Genomic DNA, 26,307 nt, shown 5'->3' with positions numbered 1-26,307 from the left:
ATGCGCGCCGAAGCACAGGCATTGGTCGATGAAATCAAGCAGTCGATGGCACTGCTGAGGAGGCATCTTTGACTGGGATAACGCTCTTAGACGCCTCGACGAACTGAACGCACTTGCCGAAGACCCGACCCTTTGGGACGATGCGGCAAACGCGCAGAAAGTCATGCGTGAACGTACCCAGCTTGATGACGCCATCAATGGTTATAAAAAGCTCGCCCAGGAGCTTGAAGACAGTGTTGGTCTGATCGAACTCGGCGAAGCCGAAGGAGACAACGAAACCGTTGAAGAGGCCGAAGAGGTTCTGCGCTCGATCCGCGACATCGCGGCAAAGCGTGAACTTGAAAGCCTGCTTTCTGGCGAAGCTGATGGAAATGACGCCTATCTTGAAATTCATGCCGGTGCTGGCGGGACCGAGGCCCAGGATTGGGCATCGATGCTGGCGCGCATGTATTATCGTTGGGCGGAGTCCAAAGGCTACAAGCTTGAGATGCTTGAAGAAAGTGATGGTGAGGAAGCCGGTATCAAATCGGTGACCTACAAGATCACCGGCCATAATGCCTATGGCTGGCTCAAGAACGAGGTAGGTGTGCATCGTCTGGTGCGTATTTCGCCCTATGACAGTTCGGCACGTCGCCATACCAGCTTCTCGTCGGTTTGGGTTTATCCGGTGATTGACGACGATATCGAAATTGAAATCCTTGATAAGGATCTTCGTGTCGATACCTATCGCGCATCGGGTGCCGGTGGTCAGCACGTTAACAGAACCGATTCTGCTGTGCGTATCACCCATATCCCGACCGGCATCGTTGCCCAGTGTCAGAACGACCGTTCGCAGCACAAAAACCGCGATACGGCGATGAAGATGCTGAAAGCCCGCCTGTATGAGGCAGAGCTGCAAAAACGCGAAGCCGAGGCACAGGCTGTCGAAGACAGCAAAACCGATATCGGTTGGGGCCATCAGATCAGATCGTACGTCCTGCAGCCTTATCAGATGATCAAGGACCTGCGCACGGGTACGGAAACGTCTGATACCCAGGGCGTTCTGAACGGCGATCTTGATGCCTTCATGGCCGCGGCCCTTGCTGCCAAGGTCACAGGGTCGGCCGGGGAAATCGAAGATATCGACTGATCGGCTATCCTGAACCACCTGCATTTGAAAACACCCCGTCCGGATCTGGCGGGGTGTTTTTTGTTTTGCGATGGTCAAACCGGCAGAAAATCGCAAATCGAGCGCAAATATCCCATTTCTGTCACAGAATTGCCGGATAGCTCTGCAACAGTGTGGTCAAGCGCGATCTGTCGCATACAACAAAACACCCGGGTAATACGGGACACGGGCAGGTCGTGCGGAGCAAACATCCATACTCTCACGGGAAGATCCAAATGGCCCATCAGTCCCATGGTCCGGTCGCGGTCGGCGACCAGTTCAAACTCGCTACACCCAACGGTCCGATTTTCGAAGTCATCAAAATCCGCGAAATGGCCCCGGTTGATCATGCGCTGATCACCAAGGTACGGGATCAGAAATCCCCGACGCTGATTGCGATCACCACCTTGCTTGATCGTGATTTCTATATTCCGGTTCCGCCGGAAAGGCGCCAGATGCCTGATAATGACGGCATATTGCGCGGTCTTTGATTGTAAAGCGTATCGATAGGCTGTTTAGCGCCTGTTGATATGAAAAACAGGTTGGCTTGGCGGCCCGGACGCGATGAAATAGCAGCATGTAAAATCACCGCCATCCGGGACCGCCAACATGACCGATACCAACGCTGATCAGAATATCCTCGCCCGCCTGTTTTCCGTGCTAGAGGACGACATTCTGCCCAAAACCCGTGCCGGCGTATCGGGCGGCAACAAGCTGTTTGGTGCGGCGATCCTGCGCAAGGATGACCTTTCGCTGGTCATTGCCGAAACCAACAATGAAACCGAAAATCCGCTCTGGCATGGCGAGGTCCATTGCCTGAAGCGGTTCTATGAAATGCCCTCTGATCAGCGCCCGGCAACGTCGGAGCTGATTTTTCTTTCGACGCATGAGCCGTGCTCCATGTGCCTGTCGGCTATCACCTGGGCCGGGTTTGATAATTTCTATTATTTCTTCTCGTATGAAGATTCGCGTGATGCCTTTGCCATTCCCCATGATCTGAAAATCATGAAGGAGGTCTTCACCCTTGAGGACGGCGAATACAACAAATCCAATGCCTTCTGGGATAGCCATTCCATGATGGGCATGGTTGCCGATCTGCCCGGCGATCAGAAGGCCGCCTATCTGACACGCGCCAAGGCAATTTCGGATGAATATGACCGATTGTCGGCCCAATATCAGGACAGCAAATCTGATAACGACATCCCGCTGAACTAAGCCCGACGCAAAGCTTTAAACGCACGAAAAACGCGCCCCACCTTCAAGCGGGGCGCGTTTTGGCGTTTCCGGGCAGTTTGATCAGGCGGCGCGAACCGTTGCGATGAAACTGTCGACTTCTTTGCCAAGGCGGGCGGCCGATTTTGAAAGCTCTTGCGCGCTGGCCAGGACCTGGGTCGCGGAATGGCTTCCTTCATTTGCGGCCTTGGTGACATCGCCAATCGCATTGGTCACTTCCTGTGTGCCGTTGGCCGCCAGTGCAATGTTATGGCTAATCTCGTTCGTGGCGGCGTCCTGCTGTTCAACTGCTGCCGAAATCACGGTCGAGCTTTGCTTGTTGTTTTCGATGACATCGCTGATTTCATCAACCGCGGTGACCATTGTGTTGGTAATGCCCTGTACCTTTTCGATCTGGGCGGTGATGTTTTCGGTCGCACGCGCCGTCTGGTTGGCCAGATTTTTGACTTCCTGTGCGACAACGACAAACCCCTTGCCGGCATCCCCTGCACGTGCTGCCTCAATGGTGGCGTTCAGAGCCAGCAGATTGGTTTGTTCCGCAATGTCCTGAATCAGTTCCACCACGCTGGAAATTTCGCGTACAGCACCTGCAAGCCCGTTTGCCGTTTCGCGGGTCGAGCTTGCCGTTTCTGTGGCCCGAGTGGTTATGTTGGTTGCGTTCTGGACCTGCGCGCTGATTTCGCGAATGGATGCGGCCATCTCTTCGCAGGCAGATGCCACCGTTTCGACATTGGTACTGGCAAGGCCAGACGCATTTGAAACAGATGTTGCCTGTGCATTGGTCTGTTCCATGATCGCGGTAAGGCCTTGGGCGGTTGCCTCAAGTTCGGTTGCCGCCGACGCCACAACTTTGACAATCGTGCCGACATTGTCCTGAAACGCATCGGCCAACTTGTTCATTTGTTCGCGCTTTTCTGCCGCGGCCTGCACCTTGGCTTGCTCGGCTTCGGCCTCAAGTTCCTTGGCGCGGATCATGTTCTTTTTAAAGACTTCGGTTGCCTTGGCGATGTCGCCAATCTCATCGGGACGATCTGTACCAAAGACTTTGGTATCAAGCTTGCCATCGGCAAGGGTGCCAAGGTTGCCGACAATTTTTTTGATCGGTTGGGTCACTGAACGGGCAAAGAGGATACTCGCCCCGATGCCAAGCACTGCCACAAGGCCGACAATCACCGCCGCAATCATCAGGGCACGATAAACCGGGGAAAATGCCTCGGCAGTGTCAATCTCGCCCAGAACAATCCAGTCGACGCCATTGAACTGGATCGGCGTATAAACTGAAATGACCGGGACGCCGCGGTAATCAACAATTTCGTGAATGCCGCTATTGCCCGCCAATGCATCGCGGGTTGCATCCTCGTTCACACGGTTTTTAAGGATCGTGCTTTCTTCGGAAAACCGGGAGTCACTTCGCATCAACCCGTCTTCACCAACGATATAGGTTTCACCACTTTCGCCCATACCAACCGATGCATTCATGATGCTGTTGATGCGTGAAATCGGCATCTGGAAGGCAATCACACCAAGTAATTCGCCTGCTTCAGACCGGACTTGATGGGCGATGAAACTGGCCGGGGCATCGGCACTGGGTGCATAGGGGCTGAAATCGGTAAAGGCGATGTCCTTGGGGGAGTTCAGCGCCAATGTATCGCGAAATACCCGGCCCAGATCGGTCTCCGCCCATTCGCCTGTTTTGAGGTTGGTGGCAAAGTCCGCTTCCTTGAAGACAGAATAGACAAGCTCCCCATCGGCGCGGATCAGGAAGATGTCGTAATAGCCTTTGAGTTCAAGAAACTCGCGAAAATGCGGGTGATAGGTCCGGTGGGCCTGGCTCCAGTCCGATCCATCCCCGGCATCGGTCAGCAGATGCTTTTCGCCAAGCGGGTAGCTGTTCTCGGTGATGTAAAGATTTTGCAGGGTGGCCATCGGATTGCCATCCAGCTGTTCCCAGCTTCGGGAAAAAGCGTTTAGCGCATCGCGGGTAAAGCCACTGTCAGCCTCGATGATCAGGTCTTCTTCAATCGATGTCAGGTAGGACTGGATCGACTCTTTGCGCGCATCCGTAAGCGCCAGAAGCTTGTTCTGCACCTCGGTTTTCTGGGTCACCCAAAGTTCAAAGGATAAAATTCCGCCAGCGCTCAGCGCTGTCAGCAGGATCAGGCCTGCAATGATCGTCGGTAGCTTCACCGAAATACGTTTCATGACATTTCCTCTCGCATTGCCGTTGCCCTGTTCCAGAGTTCTGGTCGGCTTGCACCCATGGTTTAAAAGCAACAAAATGTGCCGCGGGTTTCTTTATTCGCTTTTTTGACGACGCGAAAACATCCCCATTTAGGGACAATACTTGCTTCTTGAGTATTTAATCATTAAACGCAAAAGTTGAAGTGTGATTAATTATATTCTCAAAAAAGTTTTAAAACGTCTGAGTCCGAATCTGGCGAGTTTTATCGTGCGGTTCTGCTAAACTGCGCGGCATGGAACAGCTCAATAACGATATTTGCTATCAGGCACTCAAAACCCGCGACCGTCGGTTTGACGGGCGGTTTTATACCGCTGTGCGGACGACCGGGATTTTCTGTCGCCCGATTTGCCCGGCGGTCACGCCCAAGCGCGACAATGTGGAATTCTATCCCAGTGCCGAGGCCGCAATTGCGCATGGTTTTCGCCCATGCCTGCGCTGCCGCCCCGAAGCCGCCCCGGGCAGCCCGGCAAGTACCGGTGTGCATGCCACGGTCGTCCGTGCGGTACGTCTGATTGATCAGGGCGTGCTTGAAAATGGCTCGATCACTGATCTGGCCGACCGGCTTGGTGTCGGGGACCGGCATTTGCGGCGTATTTTCAAGGAACACACCGGTGTCACGCCGCAAGAACACGCCAAGGCACGCCGTCTGTTGCGGGCACGGCAGTTGATTGTCGATAGCAACCTGACCATGACCGAAATCGCCGACATTGCTGGCTTCGGGAGTTTGCGTCGCTTTAACGATGCGATGAAACAGGCCTATGGGCAGGCCCCAACAGCCTTTCGCCGCGGTGTCGAAACTGTGAGCCCGGAAAAACTGGGCTCGGATGATCCGTTTGCTGCGCGCAATGATGATTTGATTTTACGTCTGCGTGCCCGACAACCCTTTGATGCCGAATATCTTCTGAGCTTTTTCCGCGCACGTGCCATTCCGGGCTTGGAAACCGTCCGTGAACGCACCTATGCGCGCGGTTTCAAAATTGATGGCAAGCTCGGCTTGATGATCTGTCATTTCAGCGCCGACCAAGCCGGCGTGGATGTCATCCTCCGTGGTCCGGCCCGGGAGGCGGTGCTTGAAATCGGTGCAAGGGTGCGCAGACTTTTTGATCTTGATGCCGATGTGCCGTCCATCACAGCACAGTTTTCCGACGATGCCTTGCTGGCGCCGTTGGTGCAAAAACGACCCGGTCTGCGCGTGCCTGGATGCTGGGATCGGTTTGAACTCGCCCTTCGGGCCGTTTTGGGCCAACAGGTTTCGGTCGCGGCGGCACGTACCTTGGCCTGGCGACTTGTGGCCCGGTTTGGCGATGTCTTGCCCGATGATCTGATCACTGGGACGGGGATCACGCATGTCTTCCCGTCACCCCAAAGTCTGATCGGGCAGGAACTGATCCCGATTGGTTTGACCACGCGCCGGGCTCAGACCCTTGCCGACGTGATTGATCTGTTTGCCAGACCGGATTGTGATCAGATGTCAGGGCATGAGCTGATTGCCGCCATGACCGCGATCAAGGGCATTGGCCCCTGGACATTGAACTATTTTGGCCTGCGCGGGCTTGGTGACCCGGATGCCTTCCCGGCGGCCGATCTTGGCATCCTGAAGGCATCTGGCATGGGCGGTGGGCCGGACAAGGCCAAGGCACTGGAAAGCATTTCGGAAAACTGGCGGCCATGGCGGGCATATGCCGCGCAATATCTTTGGTCCGCATTGGAAGGAGAATGACGATGTCCACCCAAATCAACGTCGTGCGTTATGCCAGCCCGATCGGGAAACTCTCGCTCGCCTCGATTGATGGCGAACTGGTGCATCTTGATTTCGAAGACAACGATGATCGCCTTAAAACCATTCAGACACGACGGTTCAAGAACCTTGAATGGAAAGAGGGCGGCGCGGTACCAGCACCGATCACTGACTGGCTGGATGGCTATTTCTCCGGATCCGTCGGCGTGCTGCCGATGGATGCGATCAACATGGTCGGGACGGCGTTTCAGAAATCGGTTTGGGATGCCTTGGTCAATATCCCGAGTGGAAAAAGCGTTTCATACGCCGGGCTGGCAGATCAGCTTGGCAACCCCAAGGCTGTTCGGGCGGTGGCACGTGCCAATGCGTTGAACCCAATATCGATCATTGTGCCGTGCCATCGGGTGATCGGATCGAACGGCACATTGACCGGCTATGCCGGTGGGCTTGTGCGCAAGAAATGGCTGCTCGATCATGAGGCCGCGATGCGGGCCAAAGCGGCCTGAACCCAAAAGAAAAGGCTGCCGAATGGCAGCCTTTTTGCAGTCGAAATAGTGCCTTAGTCGATCAGATCGACATAACAATACGGCCATCGATCTTGCCATCGCGCATGCGGTCAAAGATCGAGTTGATGTTTTCCATCGGCTCGGTCGTGAAGTGGGAATGCACCTTACCGTCACCGGCGAAATCAAGGGCTTCCTGAAGGTCGGCACGGGTGCCGACAATCGATCCACGGATGGTCTTGCGTGACAGGACCGTATCGAAAATATCAAGCTCGAACGTTCCGGGCGGCAGGCCGCACAGTGCCATAGTCCCACCACGGCCCAGCATGCCTACACCCTGTTTGAAGGCAGCGCGCGAAACGGCGGTGACAAGCACGCCATTGGCACCGCCCATCTGTTTCTGAACTTCGGAAACAACGTCTGTTTCGGCCGCGTTCATCGTCCAGTCCGCACCAAGGTCTTTGGCGAGTTGAAGTTTCTCGTCGGCAATGTCAACGGCGATAACTTTCATGCCCATCGCCTTGGCGTATTGAACCGCCATATGGCCAAGCCCGCCGACGCCGGAAATCACCACGGTCTCGCCGGGCTTGCATTCGGTTTCCTTAAGCCCCTTATAGACCGTGACACCAGCGCACAGCACCGGGGCTGCATTGCCAAATTCAAGCGGATCGGGCAGGTGGCCAACATAGTTCGGGTCGGCCAGGACATATTCGGCAAAGCCGCCATTCACCGAATAGCCGGTATTGAGCTGTTCGCCGCAAAGTGTTTCCCAACCCGTAACGCAGTGATGGCAATGCCCGCAGGCGGAATGCAGCCACGGGACACCAACACGGTCGCCTTCCTTGACGGATGTCACGCCTTCGCCAACTTCGGCAACGATGCCGACACCCTCGTGGCCCGGAATAAAGGGCGGGTTCGGTTTGACCGGCCAGTCGCCTTCGGCCGCGTGAAGGTCGGTATGGCAGACACCGGATGCTTCGATCTTGACCAGGATTTTTCCCGGCGTGACCTTGGGTACGGTGACTTCTTCAATCGACAGCGGCTTGCCAAACGCCCGAACGACGGCGGCTTTCATGGTGGAGGGCATGGTGACATCTCCTTGCTGATGATAGGGAAAAGAACGTCTTTTCTTCAAATATCGCGAAGGGGAGTGTCGTTGATTTCAGTTTGCACCACCATGAGGTGTATCAATTTTTTGATGAATTCTTACAAGCTGTGCAAAAGCCTTATGCGCCATCACCGTCAATGTCAGGCAATTCAAGGACATAGTCCTGATAATAGTCCGGCGGCATGCCTGCTTCATAGCGCGCTTCGTCATTAAACGGCGGCTTGAGCGGCCCGCGGAAATGCTTGCGCAGCATATCATGCCATGTGGTGTAGTAGGGCAGGTCGCGCTGGTCACAGACATATTCGTAATATTTTCGACCCGCGGCGACATGGGCGATTTCATCATGGGCGATGATTTTAAGGATACGGGCACTTTCCGTATCCCCATGCGCCAGAAGCCGTTCAATGGTTGGCGGCGTGGCATCAAGGCCGCGCGCCTCAAACACCATCGGCACAACCGCCAGACGTGGCAGAATGTCATAGGCCGTATCCATCGATGTCTGCCAAAGACCGTCGTGGGCGGGCAAATCACCATAGGCAGCACCCAGTTCCCCAAGGCGTTTGTTGATCATTTTGAAATGGCGGGCTTCGTCATCGGCGACCTGAACCCAGGCATCGTGAAAATCACGCGGCATGTCGGCCTCGGGAAAGCGCACACACAGATCCCATGCCAGATCAATGGCATTGAGTTCAATGTGGGCCAGCGCATGCAAAAGCCCGATACGTCCCTGAACGCTGCCTTTCTTGCGTTTGGGCATCTTGTTGGGCGGCAGCAATTCCGGCTTTGCCGGGCGACCGGGACGATCGGGCAGGTCGGTTGAACCCACTTCACTGATCTCGCCATTGCGCCACATCGCCGCCATTTCGGCAGTGACATCGGCCTTCTCTGTGGCGTCTTCGGTCAGAAGGGCACGTTTGGCAGCATCAGCAAGGGTCAGTTTGGTCATGATCGTCCGAGGTATGGGATTAAGGTTCACGTGCGCTTTGTCTGCCACTTGGCGGCCATCGGGTCAATCGACAAACAAAAAGGGCGGCCCGCCATCAAGGTTCGGACCGCCCTTTGAAATCGTTTGGCGCTTGCGCAATCAGGTAATGTTAAAGCGCGCCAGTGCCTCTGCCAGATCCTCGCCAAAGGCATTGCCCTTGCGGATGATCGCGGTCCGGCACGGCAGATCCTGAAGCGACGGATGGTTCGGTGCATCCGAGGTCAGAACTGCGGTCGGAATGCCGCGTGTTTTCGGCATCGCCTGCAGGGCATTGGCCAGATCGACACCGGTCAGTTCATCAATGGTCTTGGCGACAATGATGAAATCCGGGCGGGTGCGCACGGCAAGTTCGATCGCCTCGAACGAGGTCTGGGTGACGGAGCTACGATAACCACAAGCGGCCAGTTCGCGTTCCAGAATGGTTGCCAGGGAGCGCTGCGGAATGACCAGCAAGGCTTCGACATTGGCCTGTTTCAGCCATGCCGGGTCAATATCAGGGGTCCGTTTGGACGGCAGTTCGCGCACGAATTCGGCGGTGTCGGTCCCGCCAGCCGTCATGTCACCATCAAGCAGGGACTGAATTTTGTCGACAAAGGCCTGGATATCTTCAATAGCACCTTCGTTCAGTTCCTTGCAGGTCGTGACGTAATCCGCAAGACGATGGCTCGTCAGGTTGATCAGCGGCGCTGATACTGACTTGCCCTTGTATCGCAGATTGAATATTTCGCGCTGGATGGCGGTCAGATGGGCGGGATCTTTTTTGCCGCGTGCGTTTTGCAGATGAACGTCAATCGAATTGATGATGTCATGTGCTTCGTCGCGAAAATCCGCCAGCATTTGATCGTCGAGATCAACAACATTGTTATTCATTTGATTACCCGCTTTGCCGGCATGCCGGTGAGTTTTCATCGAACAGGTGAGAATTAGACCTCACCCATCACTCCCATATCCGAATTGTTAGCCCGACAAACAAGGGATGGCAACAAAATCAGCAAAACGCGATACGGCCAGCCGTCTGAAAGAAAACGATTTTACCGCCAAAAAAACAAAGGCCCGGCAACTGATCGCCGGGCCTTGATACGAGAAAGATCTGAATTCAAAGGGCTTTGACGGCCTCAAGAACCTCGGCAACGTGGCCTTTGACCTTTACCTTGCGCCAGGCATTGCGAATGACGCCGTTGCCATCAATGACAAAGGTCGACCGCTCGATGCCCATGAATTTTTTGCCATACATGCTTTTTTCTTTCCAGACACCGTAGTCCTCGCACGTGGTGCCGTTCTCGTCGGATGCGAGAATGAAGTTCAGGTCATGCTTGGCCTTGAATTTGTCGTGCCGGTCCGCACTGTCCTTGGAAATGCCGATGATCTGCGCATTCACAGCGCTGAAATCAGGTTCGGCATCGCGGAATTCGCAGGACTCGGTCGTGCAACCGGGCGTCATGTCCTTGGGATAGAAATAGATCACCACCGGTTTGCCTGCCAGATCCGACAGTTTCACGCTGCCATTGCCATCGGTTGGCAGTTCGAAATCCGGGGCCTTGTCACCAACATCAACTGTCATGGTCTATCCTTTAATCTTTTGGGACCGCATAGCGGCATGTTGCAACCGTGAAAATACAAAGCCTTATAAGGATGGCAAGGGGGCTTGGATCATTGCGGCGCATCTGTTGGCGCAATCTTTTCCGCGGGGGCTGCAACCACGCGATCATAGATCTCCTTGATGCGGGTTGCCGTCATTTCCATTTTGTCCTGAAGGCTTGCGAAATCGTCACATTTTCCGGCATTTGCCAGCATCTTTTGCAAATCCTCGCTGGCTTTTTCCGGGTCAAACGGCCCCTCGGTCGTCAGGCGTAACATGGCCTGCAACGCCAGCCAGAATGATGCGGAATTGGCCAGAAACTCGGCTTCTTCGCCATCAAGGATACCCACCGTCGCCAGATTTTTGAAAACCTCGCGGGTTGTCGGTGACAGGACTTCCGGGTGGTCGTGGGCGTGGCGCAGTTGCAGGTACTGCGCAATGAATTCCAGATCGACCAACCCGCCACGGCGCATCTTGATCGCCCATGGATGGTTGTCGCCTTTGCCGGCCTCCATCCGGTTGCGCATATCATAGACTTCGCGCACCAGTTTGTCCGGATCGCGTTGCTTGCAAAGCACGTCATTGGTCGTGGCCAATACCTTGTCACACAGTGCCTTTGGGCCATAAACCGCGCGTAATCGCGTTAGCGCCATGTGCTCCCACGTCCAGGCTTCGTTATTCTGATAGGTCTCGAAACTTTTGAAATGCGTCGCAAGCGGCCCCTTGGATCCGCTGGGGCGCAGGCGAAGATCGGTTTCAAACAGAACCCCTTCGGCGGTCGGGGCCGACAGGGCATTGATATAACGCTGGCTTAGCCGGATGAAATAGTGGCCGGGCGACAATGGTTTTTCGCCATCTGATTCTTCGGCGTCTTCGGGCACCTCATAGATAAACACCATATCAAGGTCGGACCCGGGTGAAAGTTCCTGCCCGCCGTGCTTGCCCAGCGCAAATACCGCAAGCCCGCCATCGGCAAACGAGCCATGTTTGGCGGCAAAATCGTCGGCAATTCGCGGGAACAGTGCGCGAATGGCAACGTCGGCAACATCGGCCAAGGCCCGGCCTGCTTCATGCGGGGTGTGGCGGTTCTGGATGGTTTGAACATCAATCTGGAACTTCTGGTCATTGGCCCAGCGCCGCGCGGCATCCAGCCAGTCTTCGACCATATCTTCGCGCGACAGGCGGGCATCAAGCTCCGCCAGCATCGCATCCGCATCGGGCAGTTCTTCGTGGAAGCCCGACATCAAGACGTAATCAAGCACCGCGGCATTACGCCCGATATATTTCGCCATGCGCGGCGCGGTCCCGGCAATCTGGGCGAGTAGTTCAAGCAACTGCGGATGGGCGGTAAACAGCGAAAACAACTGCACCCCGGCCGGCAGACCCTTGAGGAAGTCGTCAAAGGCGCGAAATGCCATGTCCGGGTTGGTTGTTTTACCAAGTGCGGTCAAAAGGGTCGGCATCAGTTCGGTCAGGATTTCACGCGCCCGGCGTGATCGGGTTGCCCGGTAACGACCATGATGCCATCCCCGCACCGTGACCGAGACGTTTTCTGCATTCTCAAAGCCCATCTCGCGCAGATTGACCAGGGTTTCCGGATCGTCTTCGGTGCCTGTGAAGACAAGGTTGCCACTGGCACCGGCAAGGGTCGTGTCGTCTTCAAACAATTCAGCATAGTTGTTTTCGACATTGCGCAGATGAAGCAGCAAGTCCGCCTTGAAGGCGTCAAGCGTTTCGTAGCCAAGGAAGGTTGCCAGTGCCAATAATCCCTGATCGGTATCGGGCAGGGTTTGGGTTTGCTGATCATTGATCATTTGCAGCCGGTGTTCGACCGTGCGCAGGAAATCATAGGCGGCCAGCATTTCATCGCGGACTTCCTCCGACACCTGACCGAACTTGGTCAGGGTGCGCAACGTGTCGCAGGTCGCCTTGCCGCGCAGCGCAATCTCACGCCCGCCCCAAATCAGTTGTTGGGTCTGGGCAAAAAATTCGATCTCGCGGATGCCGCCACGACCAAGCTTGATATTGTGACCGGGGATATTGATCTTGCTGCCGCCCTTGTGGGCATTGATCTGGCGCTTGATCGAATGAATGTCCTGAATGGCAATGAAATCAAGGTGCTTGCGCCAGACAAAGGGGCGCAGGATTTCAAGGAATTCATTGCCCGACACGCGGTCGCCACCAACAATGCGGGCCTTGATCATGGCCGCACGTTCCCAGTTCTGGCCGACGGTCTCATAGTATGTTTCAGCCGCAATCATCGAAAGGATCGGCGGGGTCGATGCCGGGTCCGGACGCAGGCGCAAATCAGTGCGGAAAACATATCCGTCGCCGGTGCGTTCTTCCATGATCCGGGTGATGTCGCGCACCATCCGCACCAGATCCTGATGAATGCGATCGGGGTCGATATAGGTCACCACATCCTGATCATAGAGGAAGATCAGGTCGATATCCGATGAATAGTTCAGCTCCCCGGCGCCGAGTTTTCCCATGCCAATCGCAAAGATCCCGGATCCCTCAAGCGGATTTTCCGGGTTGGGCAGGTCATATTTACGCAGGCGCGCCATGGCGGACAGGCAATGCGCCACGGTGAAATCAAGGGTGTATTCGGCTGTCTTGCTGATCGCCGATGTGACCTGATCAAGTTTCCAGGCCTTGCAGATATCGGCAATCGCGATCACCAGCGCCGCGCGGCGTTTGGCGTGACGGACAGTCGCCATGGTGGTCGTCTGATCAAGATCGCGTGCATGTGCACTGACTTTCACGGGCTCAAGCGCGTTGGCAAATGCCTGATCAAGGCCGCAATCAAACACGTCACAGACCGTATCGGGATCGCGCAGGCACAGATTGGTCAGATAGGGGCTGTTACCAAAAAGCGCTTCAAGAACCGCACGTTTTTGGGGATTGGACGCAATCTCGCCAATTTTGTCTGACAGGCTTTCAAACGCTGGTCGACCCGCCAATGTGTTCCAGCGTTCGAGCGCATTGGTGACACGGTCGGCGTCAAAGGCTTTGGGCAGGTCCTGTGAAATCCAGGAAAGAGACACTTTTTGCGTTCCTTGTATTGCGAAATGGTCACAAACCGCGCTATGCAAAGGATTGAGCCTGATTGCATAATCTCTGCAAGGAGTAGGACGTCCTGATCAACAGGATGACTTATATGTTTCTAGCTTTTCTGTGATCGGACAAAAAGGGGTATAGATCAATAACTGTCTGGTATTTTAGGATCCAATGATCCATCGACAACCATGCCAGACAAGAGAAGTTATTGATATCGCTGCATATGACATCGGGAACACAAGGTAAAATGAGTGCGCCACGTTAAGACCTTTGCCGGATGGCTGGCGCTGACTTTATCAGCCATCGTCCTGTTTGTCGGCGTATTTGCAGCAGTCACGATCTGGCGGCTGTCTCAGGAACCTGTGTCCCTGCATCGTCTGACCCCGTATCTGGTTGATCATCTCAACAAATCGATGGGCAATAACCGTCTGGCAATCGGCGACGTCGTTCTGCGCTGGCGGGGCTGGGACGAAAAGTTTGATGTTGGCTTGCGTGACGTCAGCATTTTTGGCCCCGATGATCAGGAAATGCTTCACGTCCCCGAAGCCGATGTCGTGTTTTCCAGCAAGGCGCTGTTTGAAGGCGTTCTTGCCCTGCGCGAGCTTAACCTGATCGGCCCGCGCATTCGCCTTGAACGGCGTGCCGATGGCACGATTGATGTCGGCTATGTTGCCGAAGAAACCGCCGCAGATGTCGCGAACCCTTCGGAAAACACGCGCAACGATGATGGTGCGGCAACAGGCCAAATTTACGACAAGGGGCGCGGGGCCTCGGTTACGATTGAACTCCCTGATGCACCGGACGTGAATGCCGATCAACTTCCGGCTGAACCTGAAAACGCCGCGGGTGACACCGAAACTGTTGAACGTTCCGGCAATACGGTCCTGCAGGATGTGTTTGCCATTCTTTCGGGCGAACGCACCGATATTCCAGCCGCGGCCTATTTCGAAAGTTTCGGGGTGGTGAATGCCGATCTTGAAGTGCGCGATGATAAAATCGGCATTATCTGGGCGGCACCGCAGGCTGATATTTTGTTGACACGCCGGGCCTTCGGGATCGGCGCGGAAGCCTCGATGCAGGTCAGTGCCGGGGATATATCCACCCAGGTACGTGTCACGGGCGATTACAGTATCGAAACCGATCAGGTCGATCTTGAAGCTGAAATTGGCGAGGTGCAGCTTGCTGATCTTGTCAGCATCTCGGACCTGTTTGAACAATTGCGCGATGCCTATGTCCCGGTTTCGGGAAAGCTGCGCGCAAGCTTTGACGCGAAGGGTGAATTGCTTACGGCGGCCACCGACCTGTCGGTTGGAAGTGGCGTGATCACCTTCCCCGACGAAATACGGGCGACCTATCGGGTTTCGGACGGACAGATTGTCACAAGCTATGTGCCCGGTCGCTTCAGCATTGATGATGTCGTGCTGAATGTTGGTGATGCATCCGCCAAACTTCAGGGGGTCGTGCTTGACCCGTTCGGGCAGTGGCAAGTCAATCTTGATGCGTCCGCCAAGAACGTCGCAACCAACGATCTGGATCGTCTCTGGCCCGAAGGGGTCGGTGTGGATGCGCGGACCTGGGTCGTCACCAACCTGTCCGAGGGGATTGTTCATCAGGCAACCTTGCACACCGAACTGCGCCTGGACGATGCGGGCGAGGTCATTGTTGATGATCTTGGTGGTCAGATGACCACGTCGGGTGTGACCGTGCATTATCTTGGTGAAATGCCGGAAGTGCATAATTCCGCCGGGCGTGCCGAATTTGATGAAACCAGTTTCAGCATCTTTGTAAATACCGGCGAGGCCGATGGCATTCAGGTAACCGATGCCAGCATCATTTTCACCAAACTTGATGAACCGACCCCCTATGCCGATATCGAAATCGTCGCACAGGGCAGTGCGCGCAAGGCACTGGAACTGATTGAGGCAAAACCACTTGGCTTTGCCACCCGGCTTGGCATCGACCCGGCCCAGATCAGTGGTGAACAGGCAACCCGTGTGCGCCTACATTTCCCGTTGCTTCGCGATGTGACGTTTGACGATGTCGATGTCGCGGCAGCCTCGCGGATTGAAAAGGCCGGGATCGTTGGTGCGTTCCGCGGCATGGATGTCACCGCGGGCAGCTTTGAATTGCAGGTTAACACCAAGGGGCTTGAACTTGGCGGCACGGCCACGATTGGCAACGGCAAAACCAACATCAACTGGGTCGAAACCTTTGCGCAAGAGGCTGAGGTCCGAAGCCGCTACAAACTATCGGGCGATCTTGATCTTGCCGTTTTGCCCGATATCGAACTTGATCCCGGCCCGTACCTGAACGGGATGGCGAAGGGGGAGCTGGATATCCGCGTCGGCTCTGATCAGGTCCGTGTGGTCGGTGACCTTGATTTGACCAATTCGGCGATTTCGGTTCCGATCGAAAAAGTGGGATATCGCAAGGAGCCCGGCGCAAATGCTGCGGCGAAGTTTGATGTTGCCGTAATGTTTGATGGCGGTGGGGTGCTTGACAGTTTCTCACTGATTGCACCAGCGCTTGAGGCAACAGGCCGTGGCAACTGGCGCGGTGACAACGCCATGGCCGACAAATGGTTTGTCGAGCTGCAAGACACCCGTTTTCGCGAAAATATTGATCTTGCTGGCACCATTCGCATGGAAGAAGGCAATCGATTGCTGGTCGATCTGCGGGGTGCGCAATTCGATTTGCGTCCGTTCCTTGAGGATGACGCATCCGGTGAAGCGCCTGCGGACGGCGAGCCGGATGAGCAGAGCTATCTTGTGACGCTGGAAGCTGGCGGTTTCCTGCTTAAGGGGGCTGAGCCATTGCTAAATGATGGCAAGATCACCTTGCGTCAGGAAACCGACAAGCGCGAGCTGGAAATCTCGGCGCGTCAATTGATCGCGACCCCATGGATCGTCGATGACGAACAAAGCAATGACGACGCAGGCAAAGCCGCGTCGGAAACGAATACCGGTGGCATTGGCGAGCGTGCCGAGCGAACCGGCGGCACCACCGAAGTGTTCCTGAATATCGAACAGATGGTTATGGCCAACGGTGAACTTCTGGCCGATCTGCGCGGATCGATCCATACGGTCGGGCAGGAATGGGACCGTCTTGTTCTGAACGGTGCATTTGGTGACCGGGCCAATGTGTTTGTGCAAGTCGTCCGCGAAGACTTCCAGACCCGCAAGGTCACAATGACCAGCGAGGATGCGGGGCGTTTCCTGCGTGCGGTTGATATGTATGAAAATCTTCTGGGCGGACGCCTGACGATTGAAGGCACGGTTGATGAACGCGACATTGCCCAACCCTTCACCGGTAAGGTCACGGTCAATGAATTCCGCGTGGTCAATGCGCCGATTGCGGCCCGCGTGCTCAGTGCGGCGTCGCTGACCGGGCTTGGCGATGTGTTGCAAGGCAATGGCATCGCCTTTAGCGAAATGAACGGCGACTTCACCTATGTCAATGATGTGCTGTCGCTGTCAAAGGTGGCGGCAAACGGCGCAGCCGTCGGGGTAACGGCAAATGGCTCGATTGATTTGGCCAAATCGGAAATCCGACTGGCCGGGTCGATCGTGCCGATTTACGCACTGAATTCCGCGCTGGGTGCCATTCCGATCCTGGGCGACATTCTGGTCGGCGAAGAGGGTGGTGGCATATTTGCCCCGACCTACACGGTGGAGGGCGATCTGAGCGACCCCAGCATTACGGTCAATCCGCTATCGACCTTTGTGCCTGGCGTGTTTCGCAACCTGATCACCGGTGCCGAGCCGGGCTAAGTCGGCAACAAGTCACAAAAAAAAGCCCCGCACGATGATCGGCGGGGCTTTTTGATTTGATGCTTGGTCTTCTTTGATCAGACCGGCTTGATCAGGACGTGGCGTTTCTTGCCGGCAGACACCTTGATCACGCCATCTGCATTCACTGCATCGGCGGTGATATTGGCGTTTTCATCGCTGACTTTTTCGTCATTGATCTTGGCACCGCCACCCTTGATCAGACGACGTGCATCACCGCCCGATTTGGCAAGGTCTGCACGGCGAAAAAGATCAAAGGCCGGGATACCGGCCTCAAGATCTGCCTTGGCGACTTCCACGGTCGGAAGATCGTCGGCCAGAACACCTTCTTCAAACGTCTTGCGCGCCGTTTCAGCCGCGGCAAGGGCTGCTTCTTCACCACGGCACAGTTTGACCGCCTCGAATGCCAGAACTTTCTTGGCTTCGTTGATCTGCGATCCTTCAAGCTTGGCGTATTCTTCGATCTGATCGAGCGACATCTCGGTGAACAGACGCATGAACTTGATCACGTCGGCATCTTCGGTGTTCCGCCAGAACTGGTAGTAGTCATAAGACGACAGGCGTTCTTCATTCAGCCAGACAGCACCGGCCGCAGTCTTGCCCATCTTGGCACCCGATGCCGTGGTCATCAGCGGGGTCGTCAGGCCAAACAGCGATTTCTCATCAACGCGGCGACCAAGCTCAACACCATTGACGATGTTGCCCCACTGGTCCGATCCGCCCATCTGAAGCGTGCAGCCATAGTTGCGGTTCAGTTCGACAAAGTCGTAGGCCTGCAGGATCATGTAGTTGAATTCAAGGAAGCTCAGCGACTGTTCACGTTCCAGACGCAGCTTGACCGAGTCAAACGCCAGCATCCGGTTGACCGAGAAGTGGCGACCGAAATCACGCAGGAATTCGATGTAGTTCAGCTTGTCCAGCCAGTCGGCATTGTTGACCATGACCGCATCGGTTGGGCCATCGCCAAACGTCAGGAACTGCTGGAATACCTTTTTGATGCCGGCCATGTTGGCTTCGATGATTTCATCGGTCAGAACCGGACGTGCATCATCGCGGCCGGTCGGGTCCCCAACGCGGGTGGTACCGCCGCCCATCAGGACAATCGGTTTGTGGCCGGTTTTCTGCAGCCAGCGCAACATCATGATCGACACAAGCGATCCGACATGCAGGCTGTCTGCAGTGCAATCATAACCCACATAGCACACCACCGTATTTTCCGATGCATAGGCATCAAGGCCTTCAAGATCAGTACATTGGTGGATGTAACCGCGGTCATTCATGACGCGGAGAAAATCAGACTTCAGTTCAGTCATGGTTTTTGCGCTATGTTGGTTGTGATAGAAAATTTGATCCGCCATTTTGTGCGGAGGCGATGATCTAGCACAGAAAACATCCGCTCGGCAACGCATCGGCGAACAGATCTGCCATACGGGTAACGAATTCGCGATAATTTCCTTTTAGGCTGCTCAAAACCAACAGCGATCGCGCACGGAGCACGACATGAGACACGGCTGGATAACCGCAATCGGCATGATGAGTGGCACCTCTCTTGACGGGGTGGACGCAGCCCTGATTGAAACCGACGGCATCGAAGTGCGCCGCACCGGGCAATCGGTTTTTGTGCCCTATGCGCCGGAGTTGCGCGAACGTATGCGGGCCTGCTTTGGCAATCGCAGTGCGACCAACACCGAACATGTGGTTGCCGATGATCTGACACAGGTGCATGTTGATGCTGTTAACATGCTGATGGATAAATCCGGTATGTCGGCCGCCGACATTGGTGTGATCGGCTTTCATGGCCAGACCGTGTTTCATGAACCGGCATCGGGTCTGACGCGCCAGATCGGAACGCCGCATATGCTGGCGGAAAAAACCGGTATCCCGGTGGTGGCCGATTTCCGGTTGGCTGATGTCGCCGCTGGCGGGGAGGGAGCACCACTTGCGCCTGTTTATCACGCCGCCCTGATCAAAAGTGCCGGTGTTGAGCTGCCCGTGGCAGTTCTGAATATCGGCGGGGTTTCCAATGTTACCTACATCGACGGGGATGACGCATTGCTGGCCTTTGACTGCGGGCCCGGCAATGCGCGGATTGATGACTGGATGTTGCGCCATACCGGCAATCCGGTTGATTTGAAAGGCGCAACGGCGGCATCGGGCACCGGTGACCCGATGGTCGAGGTCAAATTCCTTGAAGACCCGTATTTTGACCGTACCCCGCCGAAATCACTGGACCGCGAAGATATGGCGGCACGGATCGACGGGCTGGTGGTTGAGGCCAAGCTCAATGTGTCCGACGGGGCGGCAACGCTTGCCAATTGCACGGTCGCCGCCATTGTTGCGGGTGTGAACCATCTGCCAGCTGCGCCCAAAGGCTGGTTTGTCTGCGGTGGCGGGCGTCATAACGATTATATCATGGAAACACTCGCAACCCGCCTTGGGGTGCCGGTGCAATCTGTTGACGTGCTTGATTGGGATGGCGACGCGGTCGAGGCTGAATGTTTTGGCTTCCTGGCTGTGCGCCATTTGCGCGACTTGCCGCTCAGCTTCCCGGGGACCACGGGCGTGCCCAAGCCCTGCTGTGGTGGCAAGCTTTACCCCACGAAAAAGGCCGCCTGATCAGGCGGCCTTTTATTTGTGTGGTCAGGCTGCGGGCGGTTTAGGCGCCGCGCTTGTCCAGATAGGCAATCGAGTGTTTGATCACTTCGTCTTGCTGTTTGGCAAAATAGTGATCGGCACCGTCAATCGCGCACATGTCAACTTCAATGCCTTTCTGGGCATTGAGCTTGTCGGCAAGCTTGTTGACCGAGGCGACCGGAATGTTGGTGTCCTGCGTGCCGTGGATCAGAATGCCGGATGACGGGCAGGGGGCAAGGAAGGTGAAGTCATGTTCACTTGCCGGGGCTGCGACCGAAATAAATCCGTCAATTTCCGGACGGCGCATCAAAAGCTGCATGCCGATCCAGGAACCGAACGAATAACCGGCAACCCAGGTTGCACGTGCATTGGCGTTATAGGTCTGCATCCAGTCAAGTGCGGATGCCGCATCAGACAGTTCGCCGATCCCCTGATCGAATACGCCCTGCGAGCGGCCGACGCCACGGAAGTTGAACCGCATGACGGAATAGCCGCGATCCTTGAACATGTTGAACATGTTGAAGCACAACTTGTTATTCATTGTGCCACCCTGTTGCGGGTTCGGATGGAGGATAAGTGCGATGGGCGAATCGTCAGCGCCGTTATGGTGGTAGCGACCTTCAAGGCGACCTTCGGGGCCGTTAAAAATGACCTCAGGCATGGATCAGACTGCTCCTGTCCACGAATGGAAAGATGTGTGTAACAAAAATATCCGAGTGTTTTTGTAAGTTTTTTCGTGTTTGCGCATAAATTGCTTTGGGCAAATACTTGACCAAGTTACTCGGTTATCCTATATTCCGGCTAACCCGATGGTGCCTGTCGAACCCGACAATTGCTTATGTGCAAGGACGGGGCTGGGCGTGGCTGCCGGGAATCGAAGGTACTAATTACACAGTGGACCGCCCCATGTTCAAGCTAATTCGTCAGGAAATTGACGCGATGATCGCCCGTGACCCTGCGGCGCGATCCCGTTGGGAAGTCGTGATCAGCTATCCGGCGTTTCATGCGATCATGGGCTATCGCGGGACACATTGGCTGTGGCAGCGCGGTTTTCGCCTGACGGCACGCTTCCTGTCGCAGATTTTGCGCTGGTTGACCGGGATCGAAATTCACCCGGGTGCGACGATTGGCAAGCGCTTCTTTATTGACCATGGCATGGGTGTCGTGATCGGCGAAACCGCAGAGATCGGCGATGATGTCACACTGTATCAAGGCGTTACCCTTGGCGGGACATCGCCAAGTGTCAATAGCGACGGCCAGCGCGGCCTGAAACGTCACCCGACCCTTGAGGATGGTGTGATTGTCGGGTCCGGCGCGCAAATCCTTGGGCCGTTTACCGTGCGCAAGAATGCACGTGTTGGCGGCAACGCCGTGGTTCTGGGTGAAGTGCCCGAAGGTGCAACCGTGGTCGGCATCCCGGCCAAGATCGTCCGCCGCGAACAGGATGATCGGTTCTGTGCCTATGGTACGCCGCTTGGCGATCTGCCTGATCCGGTTGCCCGTGCGCTTGAAGAACTTGGCCGTGAGGTCGAAACTTTGCGCAACAAGGTGGTCGCCCTTGAGGGTGAAAAAGGTAAATCTGATGTCACACCGGAAAAGCCCCGTATCGTCGCATCATCGGAATAGAATACGCGCCACCGCGCAACATGAATGAAAAGCCCGCTCGGGGTTAACCCCAAAGCAAGGCAGGAGGACGCACCGTGAAGCTGAGTACCAAAGGCCGCTATGCCGTTATGGCGATGGTCGATCTCGCTGAAAGCAGCAAGGACCGACCGGTCGCGCTTGCAGATATTGCGGACCGCCAGGAAATTTCGCTTTCTTATCTTGAACAGCTGTTTGGCAAATTGCGCAAGGGCGGTCTGGTCCGTTCTGTGCGCGGCCCGGGTGGCGGATATTTGCTTGCACGCAATGCCACTGAAACCCGTGTTGCCGATGTCATTCTGGCGGTTGATGAGCCAATCCGTGCAACCCGTTGCAAGTCCGGTTCGCCAAAAGGCTGCAAGACCAACAAGGGCCGTTGTCTGACCCACGAACTGTGGGAAGAACTCGGCAACCAGATTTATCTTTATCTGGCCTCTGTCAGTCTTGCCGATGTGGTGGATCGCAACGTGGCGGGGACGCTTCGGACGTTCCCGGGTAAAACGACCCAGATCGAAGAGCCGTCACAGGTTGCGGCACAGTAGTTGGTCCTCTATATCGAGGGCAGATGCGAATAAGGATGATTTTAAACTGATGACCGACCAGGTTTATCTCGACTACAACGCCAGCGCGCCGCTTTGCGAAGATGCAAAGCAGGCCATGATCGCTGCGATGGATGTTGCAGGTAATCCGTCTTCGGTTCATGCCAGTGGCCGTGCGGCCCGCAAGATCGTTGATCATGCCAGACGCACCATTGCCGATCTGCTGGGCGGTGATTCAGAACGGATCATCTTCACCAGTGGCGGTACTGAGGCCAACAATCTGGCACTGAACGGGTTGGAAGATGTCACCGTATTTACCAGTGCGGTCGAACATCCTTCGGTCATCGAAGCAAGACCGGACGCCAAACGCATCCCGGTGGATGAAAATGGCGTGATTGACCTGAATGCCCTTGAAGCGATGCTCAAAGACGCATCTGACGCCGGGCAAAAGGTTCTGGTTTCGGTCATGCTGGCCAATAACGAAACCGGCGTCATTCAGCCGGTTGCCAAGGTTGGTCTGCTGGCGCGCGAATATGGTGCCAAGGTCCATTGCGACGCTGTTCAGGCGCTGGGCCGGTTGCCGGTCGATATGGGGCGCTTGCTGGTCGATATGGTGTCGATCTCGGCCCACAAGATCGGCGGTCCAAAAGGAATTGGCGCGCTGGCGATTGCGCCGGGCGTGATGCTGGTCCCCCAAATCCGGGGTGGCGGGCAGGAAAAATACCGCCGTGGTGGCACGGAAAACGTTGTCGGGATTGCAGGCTTTGATGCCGCCGCCAAACGTGCCGAGGCCAACATGGCAAGGATGGCGGATATCGCGCAGATGCGTGATCGCCTGGAAACGGAATTGGCATCAGAGGCGCCTGAGCTTCTGATCGCCGGCAAGGGAACGGAGCGACTGGTGAATACGAGTTGCCTGATCCTGCCAGGAATGCCCGGGGAAACCCAGGTCATGGCAATGGATCTGGCAGGTGTTGCCATCAGTTCGGGATCAGCCTGTTCATCAGGCAAGGTACGTGAAAGCCACGTGCTTAGGGAAATGGGTGTTACCGAGCCCGGATCGGCCATTCGGGTCAGTCTGGGGCTGGATAGCACCAACGAAGACATTGATACATTTATCCGCGTTTGGAGCCGGATGAGGGGTAATGCAGCGCGCAAGAAAGCGCGTCACGCTGCCTGAGAAAGAGTGAGTGAGGAAGCCTTTAAAATGAACGAGCTTAAAGCAAAGCCGATCTATCTGGACTATCAGGCGACGACGCCGACCGACCCGCGGGTTGTCGAGGCAATGCTGCCGTACTTCACCGAGAAATTCGGTAACCCGCATTCGCGCAACCACAGCTTTGGCTGGGAAGCCGAGGACGCGGTTGAAGTTGCACGCGGTCAGGTTGCCAAGATCATTGGCGCGTCGGCCAAGGAAATCATCTTTACCTCGGGTGCGACGGAGTCAAACAACCTCGCCCTCAAAGGTGTGATGAAGTTCTATGGCAAGAAAAAGCCGCACCTGATCACGGTTGTCACCGAGCATAAATGCGTGCTCGACAGTGCCCGCCACCTTGAGCAGGAAGGTTACAAAGTGACCTATCTTGGCGTTAAGGAAAACGGCCTGATCGACCTTGAAGAACTCAAGGCTGCCATCACCGATGAAACCGCACTCGTGTCCGTCATGGGTGTGAACAACGAAATCGGTGTCATTCAGCCGCTCAAGGAAATCGGTGAAATCTGTCGCGAACGCAAAGTCTTCTTCCATACCGACTGTGCGCAGGCGGTTGGCAAGATCGACCTTGATGTTGATGACATGAAAATCGACCTGATGTCGATTTCCGGTCACAAGATCTATGGCCCCAAAGGCATCGGTGCGCTGTATGTTCGCCGTCGTCCGCGCGTTCGTGTGATCGCACAGATCACCGGTGGTGGTCAGGAACGCGGCATGCGTTCCGGTACGCTTCCGACCCCGTTGATCGTTGGTCTTGGCAAGGCGTGCGACATTCTTAGCAACGAAATGGCCGAAGAAAACGCACGTATCGAAAAGCTGCGTGACTACACGCTTCAGCGTTTCCGTGACCGTCTCGAAGACATCTATGTCAATGGTGACGAACACGTCCGTGTCAGTGGCAACCTGAACATTTCGTTTGCCTATGTCGAAGGTGAAAGCCTTCTGATGGACATCAAGAACATTGCCGTGTCGTCGGGCTCTGCCTGCACCTCGGCGTCGCTGGAACCGTCTTACGTTCTGCGTGCTCTTGGTGTTGACGAAGAATTGGCCCATACATCCCTTCGTATTGGCATTGGTCGCTACACCACCAAGGAAGAGCTTGATGAAGCCGTTGATGCCATCTGCACCGCAGTTGAGCGTCTGCGCGAAATGAGCCCGCTTTGGGAAATGGCGCAGGAAGGCATCGACATCAAGTCGATCGAATGGGCTGAACACTAAGAACGACAACGACCGAAAACGTACTATCGACACATTCGATATGTATTCTGTCTCGTGAGAGAGACTCAGGACTTTTTAGGAGGATTCCTATCATGGCTTATAGTGAAAAGCTGATCGACCATTACGAAAACCCGCGCAATGTCGGCTCCATGGACAAGAACGAAACCTCTGTCGGGACCGGCCTTGTCGGCGCACCGGCATGTGGTGACGTCATGAAGCTGCAGATCAAGGTGACCCCGGAAGGGATCATTGAAGATGCGAAGTTCAAGACCTTTGGCTGTGGTTCGGCGATTGCTTCAAGCTCGCTGATCACCGAATGGGTCAAGGGCAAGTCGCTTGACGAAGCCGGTTCGATCAAAAACTCGCAGATTGCCGAGGAACTTGCACTTCCGCCGGTCAAGATCCACTGCTCGATCCTGGCTGAAGATGCGATCAAAGCCGCAATCAGCGACTACAAAACCAAAAACGGCGCAGCGGAAGTGGACGCTGCTGAATAAGCAGCGCCCACTCCCCATCGTTTTCGGAATCTTGGGAGAATAAAATGGCTCTACCGTCACCAATTTCTGTCACACCGGTCGCTCTTGATCACATCAAGGCGCTGCTTGATAGCCGCGGGAAACCTTCGCACGGCATTCGGCTTGGTGTGCGCAGCAAAGGGTGCTCGGGCCTGTCCTACACGCTGGAATATGCCGATGGTGCCGATGGCTTCGAAGAAGTTGTCGAACTTGACGACGGCGTGAGAATCCTGATCGACCCCAAAGCCATCATGTTCGTGCTTGGCACAGAGATGGATTACGAGGTCAACACGATGGAGGAAGGCTTTGTTTTCCGGAACCCCAACGAAAAAGGTCGTTGTGGTTGCGGGGAATCCTTCCACGTTTGATCAGGCCGGGCTTTCCCTGCTTTCTGAATGGTTATGGCCCTGGCGAGATCGCCGGGGCCATCGCCTGAAAAGGGTGACGTGACCAGGTGATGGTCACGCATCGCCTTTTGAACTGATTTGTTTTTGTCTTTTAATCCTCGGAAGTGCATCGCGTGAGCAATACCGAACAACCTGCGCACAAGGTTTGCTGGTCCTGCAAGGGGCCGGTCGCCGCAAGCGCAATGTTTTGCGAAACCTGCAACGCCATTCAGGCCCCCGGCCAGCTGGATCATTTTACCCGCTTTGGTCTGGAGCGTTCCTTCGACGTTGATGTCGATGCGATGGAAGCGACCTACCTCAAGCAGCAACAAAAGCTCCATCCCGACCGGTTCGCGTCCAAGTCCGGCCGCGAACAGGCCCTGTCATCGCAACAGGCCGCCAGCCTCAACGAAGCTTTCGAGACGCTGAAAAATCCGGTCGCGCGCGCACATTATATGCTGCGTCAGGCCGGGCACGAGCCAGAAGGCGGCGAAGGCCATACCGTCAATGATCCGGAACTGCTGATGGAAGCGATGGAAATGCGTGAAGCCCTTGACGATGCCAAGGATAAAATCACCATCGATGCCATCATCAAGGACACCCGCAAACAGGCGCGTGCCTGTGAAAATGATCTGGGTGCCGCCTTTGACAGCCAATCCTTTGACGCGGCCAAGAAACTGGCCACCCGTTTAAGATATCTGATGAAAATGACCGAGGAAGCGCGCGCGAAGAAATCGCGCCTTGCCGCTGCCTGATCATAGAAAAAACTGGACGTAAG

Annotated in this window: 22 protein-coding genes; 14 read left to right on the top strand and 8 right to left on the bottom strand. The window is 55.5% G+C overall.

Annotated features, from left to right (window positions below; genetic code table 11):
• The 3 genes from prfB to WBY09_RS13115 all read left to right on the top strand — a co-directional run bounded on the left by prfB (position 1) and on the right by WBY09_RS13115 (position 2,362).
• Positions 1–1,129 (top strand): peptide chain release factor 2 gene (prfB, locus tag WBY09_RS13125; protein ID WP_120226253.1). Its coding sequence is split into 2 segments (ribosomal slippage): positions 1–69 and positions 71–1,129, totalling 1,128 coding nucleotides; the frame shifts between segments, so codons are not numbered across the junction.
• A 254-nt stretch (positions 1,130–1,383) separates the two neighbouring features.
• On the top strand, positions 1,384–1,638 hold the full coding sequence (locus WBY09_RS13120) for a hypothetical protein (RefSeq protein ID WP_008890625.1): 255 nt from the start codon (positions 1,384–1,386) through the stop codon (positions 1,636–1,638).
• A gap of 118 nt (positions 1,639–1,756) precedes the next feature.
• A complete protein-coding gene (locus WBY09_RS13115) occupies positions 1,757–2,362 on the top strand; it encodes a nucleoside deaminase (RefSeq protein ID WP_197147232.1) in 606 nt (201 codons plus the stop codon).
• Between the two features lie 81 nt (positions 2,363–2,443).
• Here WBY09_RS13115 and WBY09_RS13110 read toward each other — a convergent pair whose 3' ends face one another.
• The gene (locus WBY09_RS13110; RefSeq protein ID WP_286792290.1) at positions 2,444–4,582 is read right to left on the bottom strand and encodes a methyl-accepting chemotaxis protein; all 2,139 of its coding nucleotides are present in this window, start codon (positions 4,580–4,582) and stop codon (positions 2,444–2,446) included.
• Positions 4,583–4,854: 272 nt separating this feature from the next.
• On the opposite strand from WBY09_RS13110, the gene WBY09_RS13105 reads away from it, so the two are divergent.
• On the top strand, positions 4,855–6,342 hold the full coding sequence (locus WBY09_RS13105) for a DNA-3-methyladenine glycosylase 2 family protein (RefSeq protein WP_197147234.1): 1,488 nt from the start codon (positions 4,855–4,857) through the stop codon (positions 6,340–6,342).
• A gap of 2 nt (positions 6,343–6,344) precedes the next feature.
• A complete protein-coding gene (locus WBY09_RS13100; RefSeq protein WP_286792291.1) occupies positions 6,345–6,866 on the top strand; it encodes a methylated-DNA--[protein]-cysteine S-methyltransferase in 522 nt (173 codons plus the stop codon).
• A gap of 61 nt (positions 6,867–6,927) precedes the next feature.
• Here the strand turns inward: WBY09_RS13100 and adhP are convergent, their stop codons facing one another.
• The 5 genes from adhP to WBY09_RS13075 all read right to left on the bottom strand — a co-directional run bounded on the left by adhP (position 6,928) and on the right by WBY09_RS13075 (position 13,582).
• Complete coding sequence (adhP, locus tag WBY09_RS13095; RefSeq protein ID WP_197147236.1) at positions 6,928–7,950, bottom strand: alcohol dehydrogenase AdhP; 1,023 nt, start codon at positions 7,948–7,950, stop codon at positions 6,928–6,930.
• 139 nt (positions 7,951–8,089) lie between these two features.
• Complete coding sequence (locus WBY09_RS13090) at positions 8,090–8,917, bottom strand: ferritin-like domain-containing protein (protein ID WP_287444900.1); 828 nt, start codon at positions 8,915–8,917, stop codon at positions 8,090–8,092.
• Between the two features lie 138 nt (positions 8,918–9,055).
• Positions 9,056–9,826, bottom strand: coding sequence for a response regulator (locus WBY09_RS13085; protein ID WP_008890637.1), 771 nt, complete (start codon positions 9,824–9,826; stop codon positions 9,056–9,058).
• A gap of 226 nt (positions 9,827–10,052) precedes the next feature.
• Positions 10,053–10,517, bottom strand: a complete 465-nt coding sequence (gene bcp / locus WBY09_RS13080; RefSeq protein ID WP_063088296.1) for a thioredoxin-dependent thiol peroxidase — start codon at positions 10,515–10,517, stop codon at positions 10,053–10,055.
• A gap of 89 nt (positions 10,518–10,606) precedes the next feature.
• A complete protein-coding gene (locus tag WBY09_RS13075; protein ID WP_336232949.1) occupies positions 10,607–13,582 on the bottom strand; it encodes a bifunctional [glutamine synthetase] adenylyltransferase/[glutamine synthetase]-adenylyl-L-tyrosine phosphorylase in 2,976 nt (991 codons plus the stop codon).
• A 264-nt stretch (positions 13,583–13,846) separates the two neighbouring features.
• On the opposite strand from WBY09_RS13075, the gene WBY09_RS13070 reads away from it, so the two are divergent.
• Positions 13,847–17,365, top strand: a complete 3,519-nt coding sequence (locus tag WBY09_RS13070) for a YhdP family protein (RefSeq protein ID WP_336232948.1) — start codon at positions 13,847–13,849, stop codon at positions 17,363–17,365.
• Between the two features lie 77 nt (positions 17,366–17,442).
• Here WBY09_RS13070 and tyrS read toward each other — a convergent pair whose 3' ends face one another.
• Positions 17,443–18,696: a tyrosine--tRNA ligase gene (gene tyrS, locus WBY09_RS13065; protein ID WP_336232947.1), complete on the bottom strand. Its 1,254-nt coding sequence runs from the start codon at positions 18,694–18,696 to the stop codon at positions 17,443–17,445.
• Positions 18,697–18,883: 187 nt separating this feature from the next.
• Here tyrS and WBY09_RS13060 point away from each other — a divergent pair, with 187 nt between their 5' ends.
• Positions 18,884–19,999, top strand: a complete 1,116-nt coding sequence (locus WBY09_RS13060; RefSeq protein WP_336232946.1) for an anhydro-N-acetylmuramic acid kinase — start codon at positions 18,884–18,886, stop codon at positions 19,997–19,999.
• A 40-nt stretch (positions 20,000–20,039) separates the two neighbouring features.
• Here WBY09_RS13060 and WBY09_RS13055 read toward each other — a convergent pair whose 3' ends face one another.
• Complete coding sequence (locus tag WBY09_RS13055) at positions 20,040–20,678, bottom strand: alpha/beta hydrolase (RefSeq protein WP_008890643.1); 639 nt, start codon at positions 20,676–20,678, stop codon at positions 20,040–20,042.
• A gap of 245 nt (positions 20,679–20,923) precedes the next feature.
• On the opposite strand from WBY09_RS13055, the gene cysE reads away from it, so the two are divergent.
• The 7 genes from cysE (at position 20,924) to hscB (ending at position 26,284) form a co-directional block, all read left to right on the top strand.
• A complete protein-coding gene (cysE, locus tag WBY09_RS13050) occupies positions 20,924–21,643 on the top strand; it encodes a serine O-acetyltransferase (RefSeq protein WP_336232945.1) in 720 nt (239 codons plus the stop codon).
• 74 nt (positions 21,644–21,717) lie between these two features.
• Entirely contained in the window at positions 21,718–22,200 is a 483-nt protein-coding gene (locus WBY09_RS13045) for an Rrf2 family transcriptional regulator (RefSeq protein ID WP_008890645.1), read from the top strand.
• Positions 22,201–22,249: 49 nt separating this feature from the next.
• Positions 22,250–23,377 (top strand): cysteine desulfurase family protein, encoded by a 1,128-nt coding sequence (locus tag WBY09_RS13040; protein ID WP_008890646.1) that lies wholly within the window; start codon positions 22,250–22,252, stop codon positions 23,375–23,377.
• A 27-nt stretch (positions 23,378–23,404) separates the two neighbouring features.
• Positions 23,405–24,628 (top strand): IscS subfamily cysteine desulfurase, encoded by a 1,224-nt coding sequence (locus WBY09_RS13035; RefSeq protein WP_063088290.1) that lies wholly within the window; start codon positions 23,405–23,407, stop codon positions 24,626–24,628.
• A 92-nt stretch (positions 24,629–24,720) separates the two neighbouring features.
• Entirely contained in the window at positions 24,721–25,125 is a 405-nt protein-coding gene (gene iscU / locus WBY09_RS13030) for a Fe-S cluster assembly scaffold IscU (RefSeq protein ID WP_008890648.1), read from the top strand.
• Between the two features lie 44 nt (positions 25,126–25,169).
• A complete protein-coding gene (locus WBY09_RS13025) occupies positions 25,170–25,511 on the top strand; it encodes a HesB/IscA family protein (protein ID WP_008890649.1) in 342 nt (113 codons plus the stop codon).
• Positions 25,512–25,663: 152 nt separating this feature from the next.
• Positions 25,664–26,284 (top strand): Fe-S protein assembly co-chaperone HscB, encoded by a 621-nt coding sequence (gene hscB / locus WBY09_RS13020; protein ID WP_336232942.1) that lies wholly within the window; start codon positions 25,664–25,666, stop codon positions 26,282–26,284.
• Positions 26,285–26,307: the final 23 nt, after the last annotated feature.

Source organism: Thalassospira sp. CH_XMU1458, from assembly GCF_037027205.1.
GTDB classification, from domain to species: domain Bacteria; phylum Pseudomonadota; class Alphaproteobacteria; order Rhodospirillales; family Thalassospiraceae; genus Thalassospira; species Thalassospira tepidiphila.
The sequence above is the reverse complement of the archived record's forward strand: the minus strand, read 5'-3'. Positions and strand labels throughout refer to the sequence as shown.

Bases quoted from the DNA above. Each gene is read 5' to 3' on its own strand.
- WBY09_RS13100 (WP_286792291.1), top strand. From the start codon at position 6,345: ATGTCCACCCAAATCAACGTCGTGCGTTATGCCAGCCCGATCGGGAAA.
- tyrS (WP_336232947.1), bottom strand. From the start codon at position 18,696: ATGACTGAACTGAAGTCTGATTTTCTCCGCGTCATGAATGACCGCGGT.
- WBY09_RS13035 (WP_063088290.1), top strand. From the start codon at position 23,405: ATGAACGAGCTTAAAGCAAAGCCGATCTATCTGGACTATCAGGCGACG.
- WBY09_RS13110 (WP_286792290.1), bottom strand. From the start codon at position 4,582: ATGAAACGTATTTCGGTGAAGCTACCGACGATCATTGCAGGCCTGATC.
- WBY09_RS13085 (WP_008890637.1), bottom strand. From the start codon at position 9,826: ATGAATAACAATGTTGTTGATCTCGACGATCAAATGCTGGCGGATTTT.
- iscU (WP_008890648.1), top strand. From the start codon at position 24,721: ATGGCTTATAGTGAAAAGCTGATCGACCATTACGAAAACCCGCGCAAT.
- WBY09_RS13090 (WP_287444900.1), bottom strand. From the start codon at position 8,917: ATGACCAAACTGACCCTTGCTGATGCTGCCAAACGTGCCCTTCTGACC.
- WBY09_RS13040 (WP_008890646.1), top strand. From the start codon at position 22,250: ATGACCGACCAGGTTTATCTCGACTACAACGCCAGCGCGCCGCTTTGC.
- WBY09_RS13115 (WP_197147232.1), top strand. From the start codon at position 1,757: ATGACCGATACCAACGCTGATCAGAATATCCTCGCCCGCCTGTTTTCC.
- WBY09_RS13025 (WP_008890649.1), top strand. From the start codon at position 25,170: ATGGCTCTACCGTCACCAATTTCTGTCACACCGGTCGCTCTTGATCAC.
- WBY09_RS13105 (WP_197147234.1), top strand. From the start codon at position 4,855: ATGGAACAGCTCAATAACGATATTTGCTATCAGGCACTCAAAACCCGC.
- bcp (WP_063088296.1), bottom strand. From the start codon at position 10,517: ATGACAGTTGATGTTGGTGACAAGGCCCCGGATTTCGAACTGCCAACC.
- cysE (WP_336232945.1), top strand. From the start codon at position 20,924: ATGTTCAAGCTAATTCGTCAGGAAATTGACGCGATGATCGCCCGTGAC.
- WBY09_RS13060 (WP_336232946.1), top strand. From the start codon at position 18,884: ATGAGACACGGCTGGATAACCGCAATCGGCATGATGAGTGGCACCTCT.
- WBY09_RS13055 (WP_008890643.1), bottom strand. From the start codon at position 20,678: ATGCCTGAGGTCATTTTTAACGGCCCCGAAGGTCGCCTTGAAGGTCGC.
- adhP (WP_197147236.1), bottom strand. From the start codon at position 7,950: ATGCCCTCCACCATGAAAGCCGCCGTCGTTCGGGCGTTTGGCAAGCCG.
- WBY09_RS13120 (WP_008890625.1), top strand. From the start codon at position 1,384: ATGGCCCATCAGTCCCATGGTCCGGTCGCGGTCGGCGACCAGTTCAAA.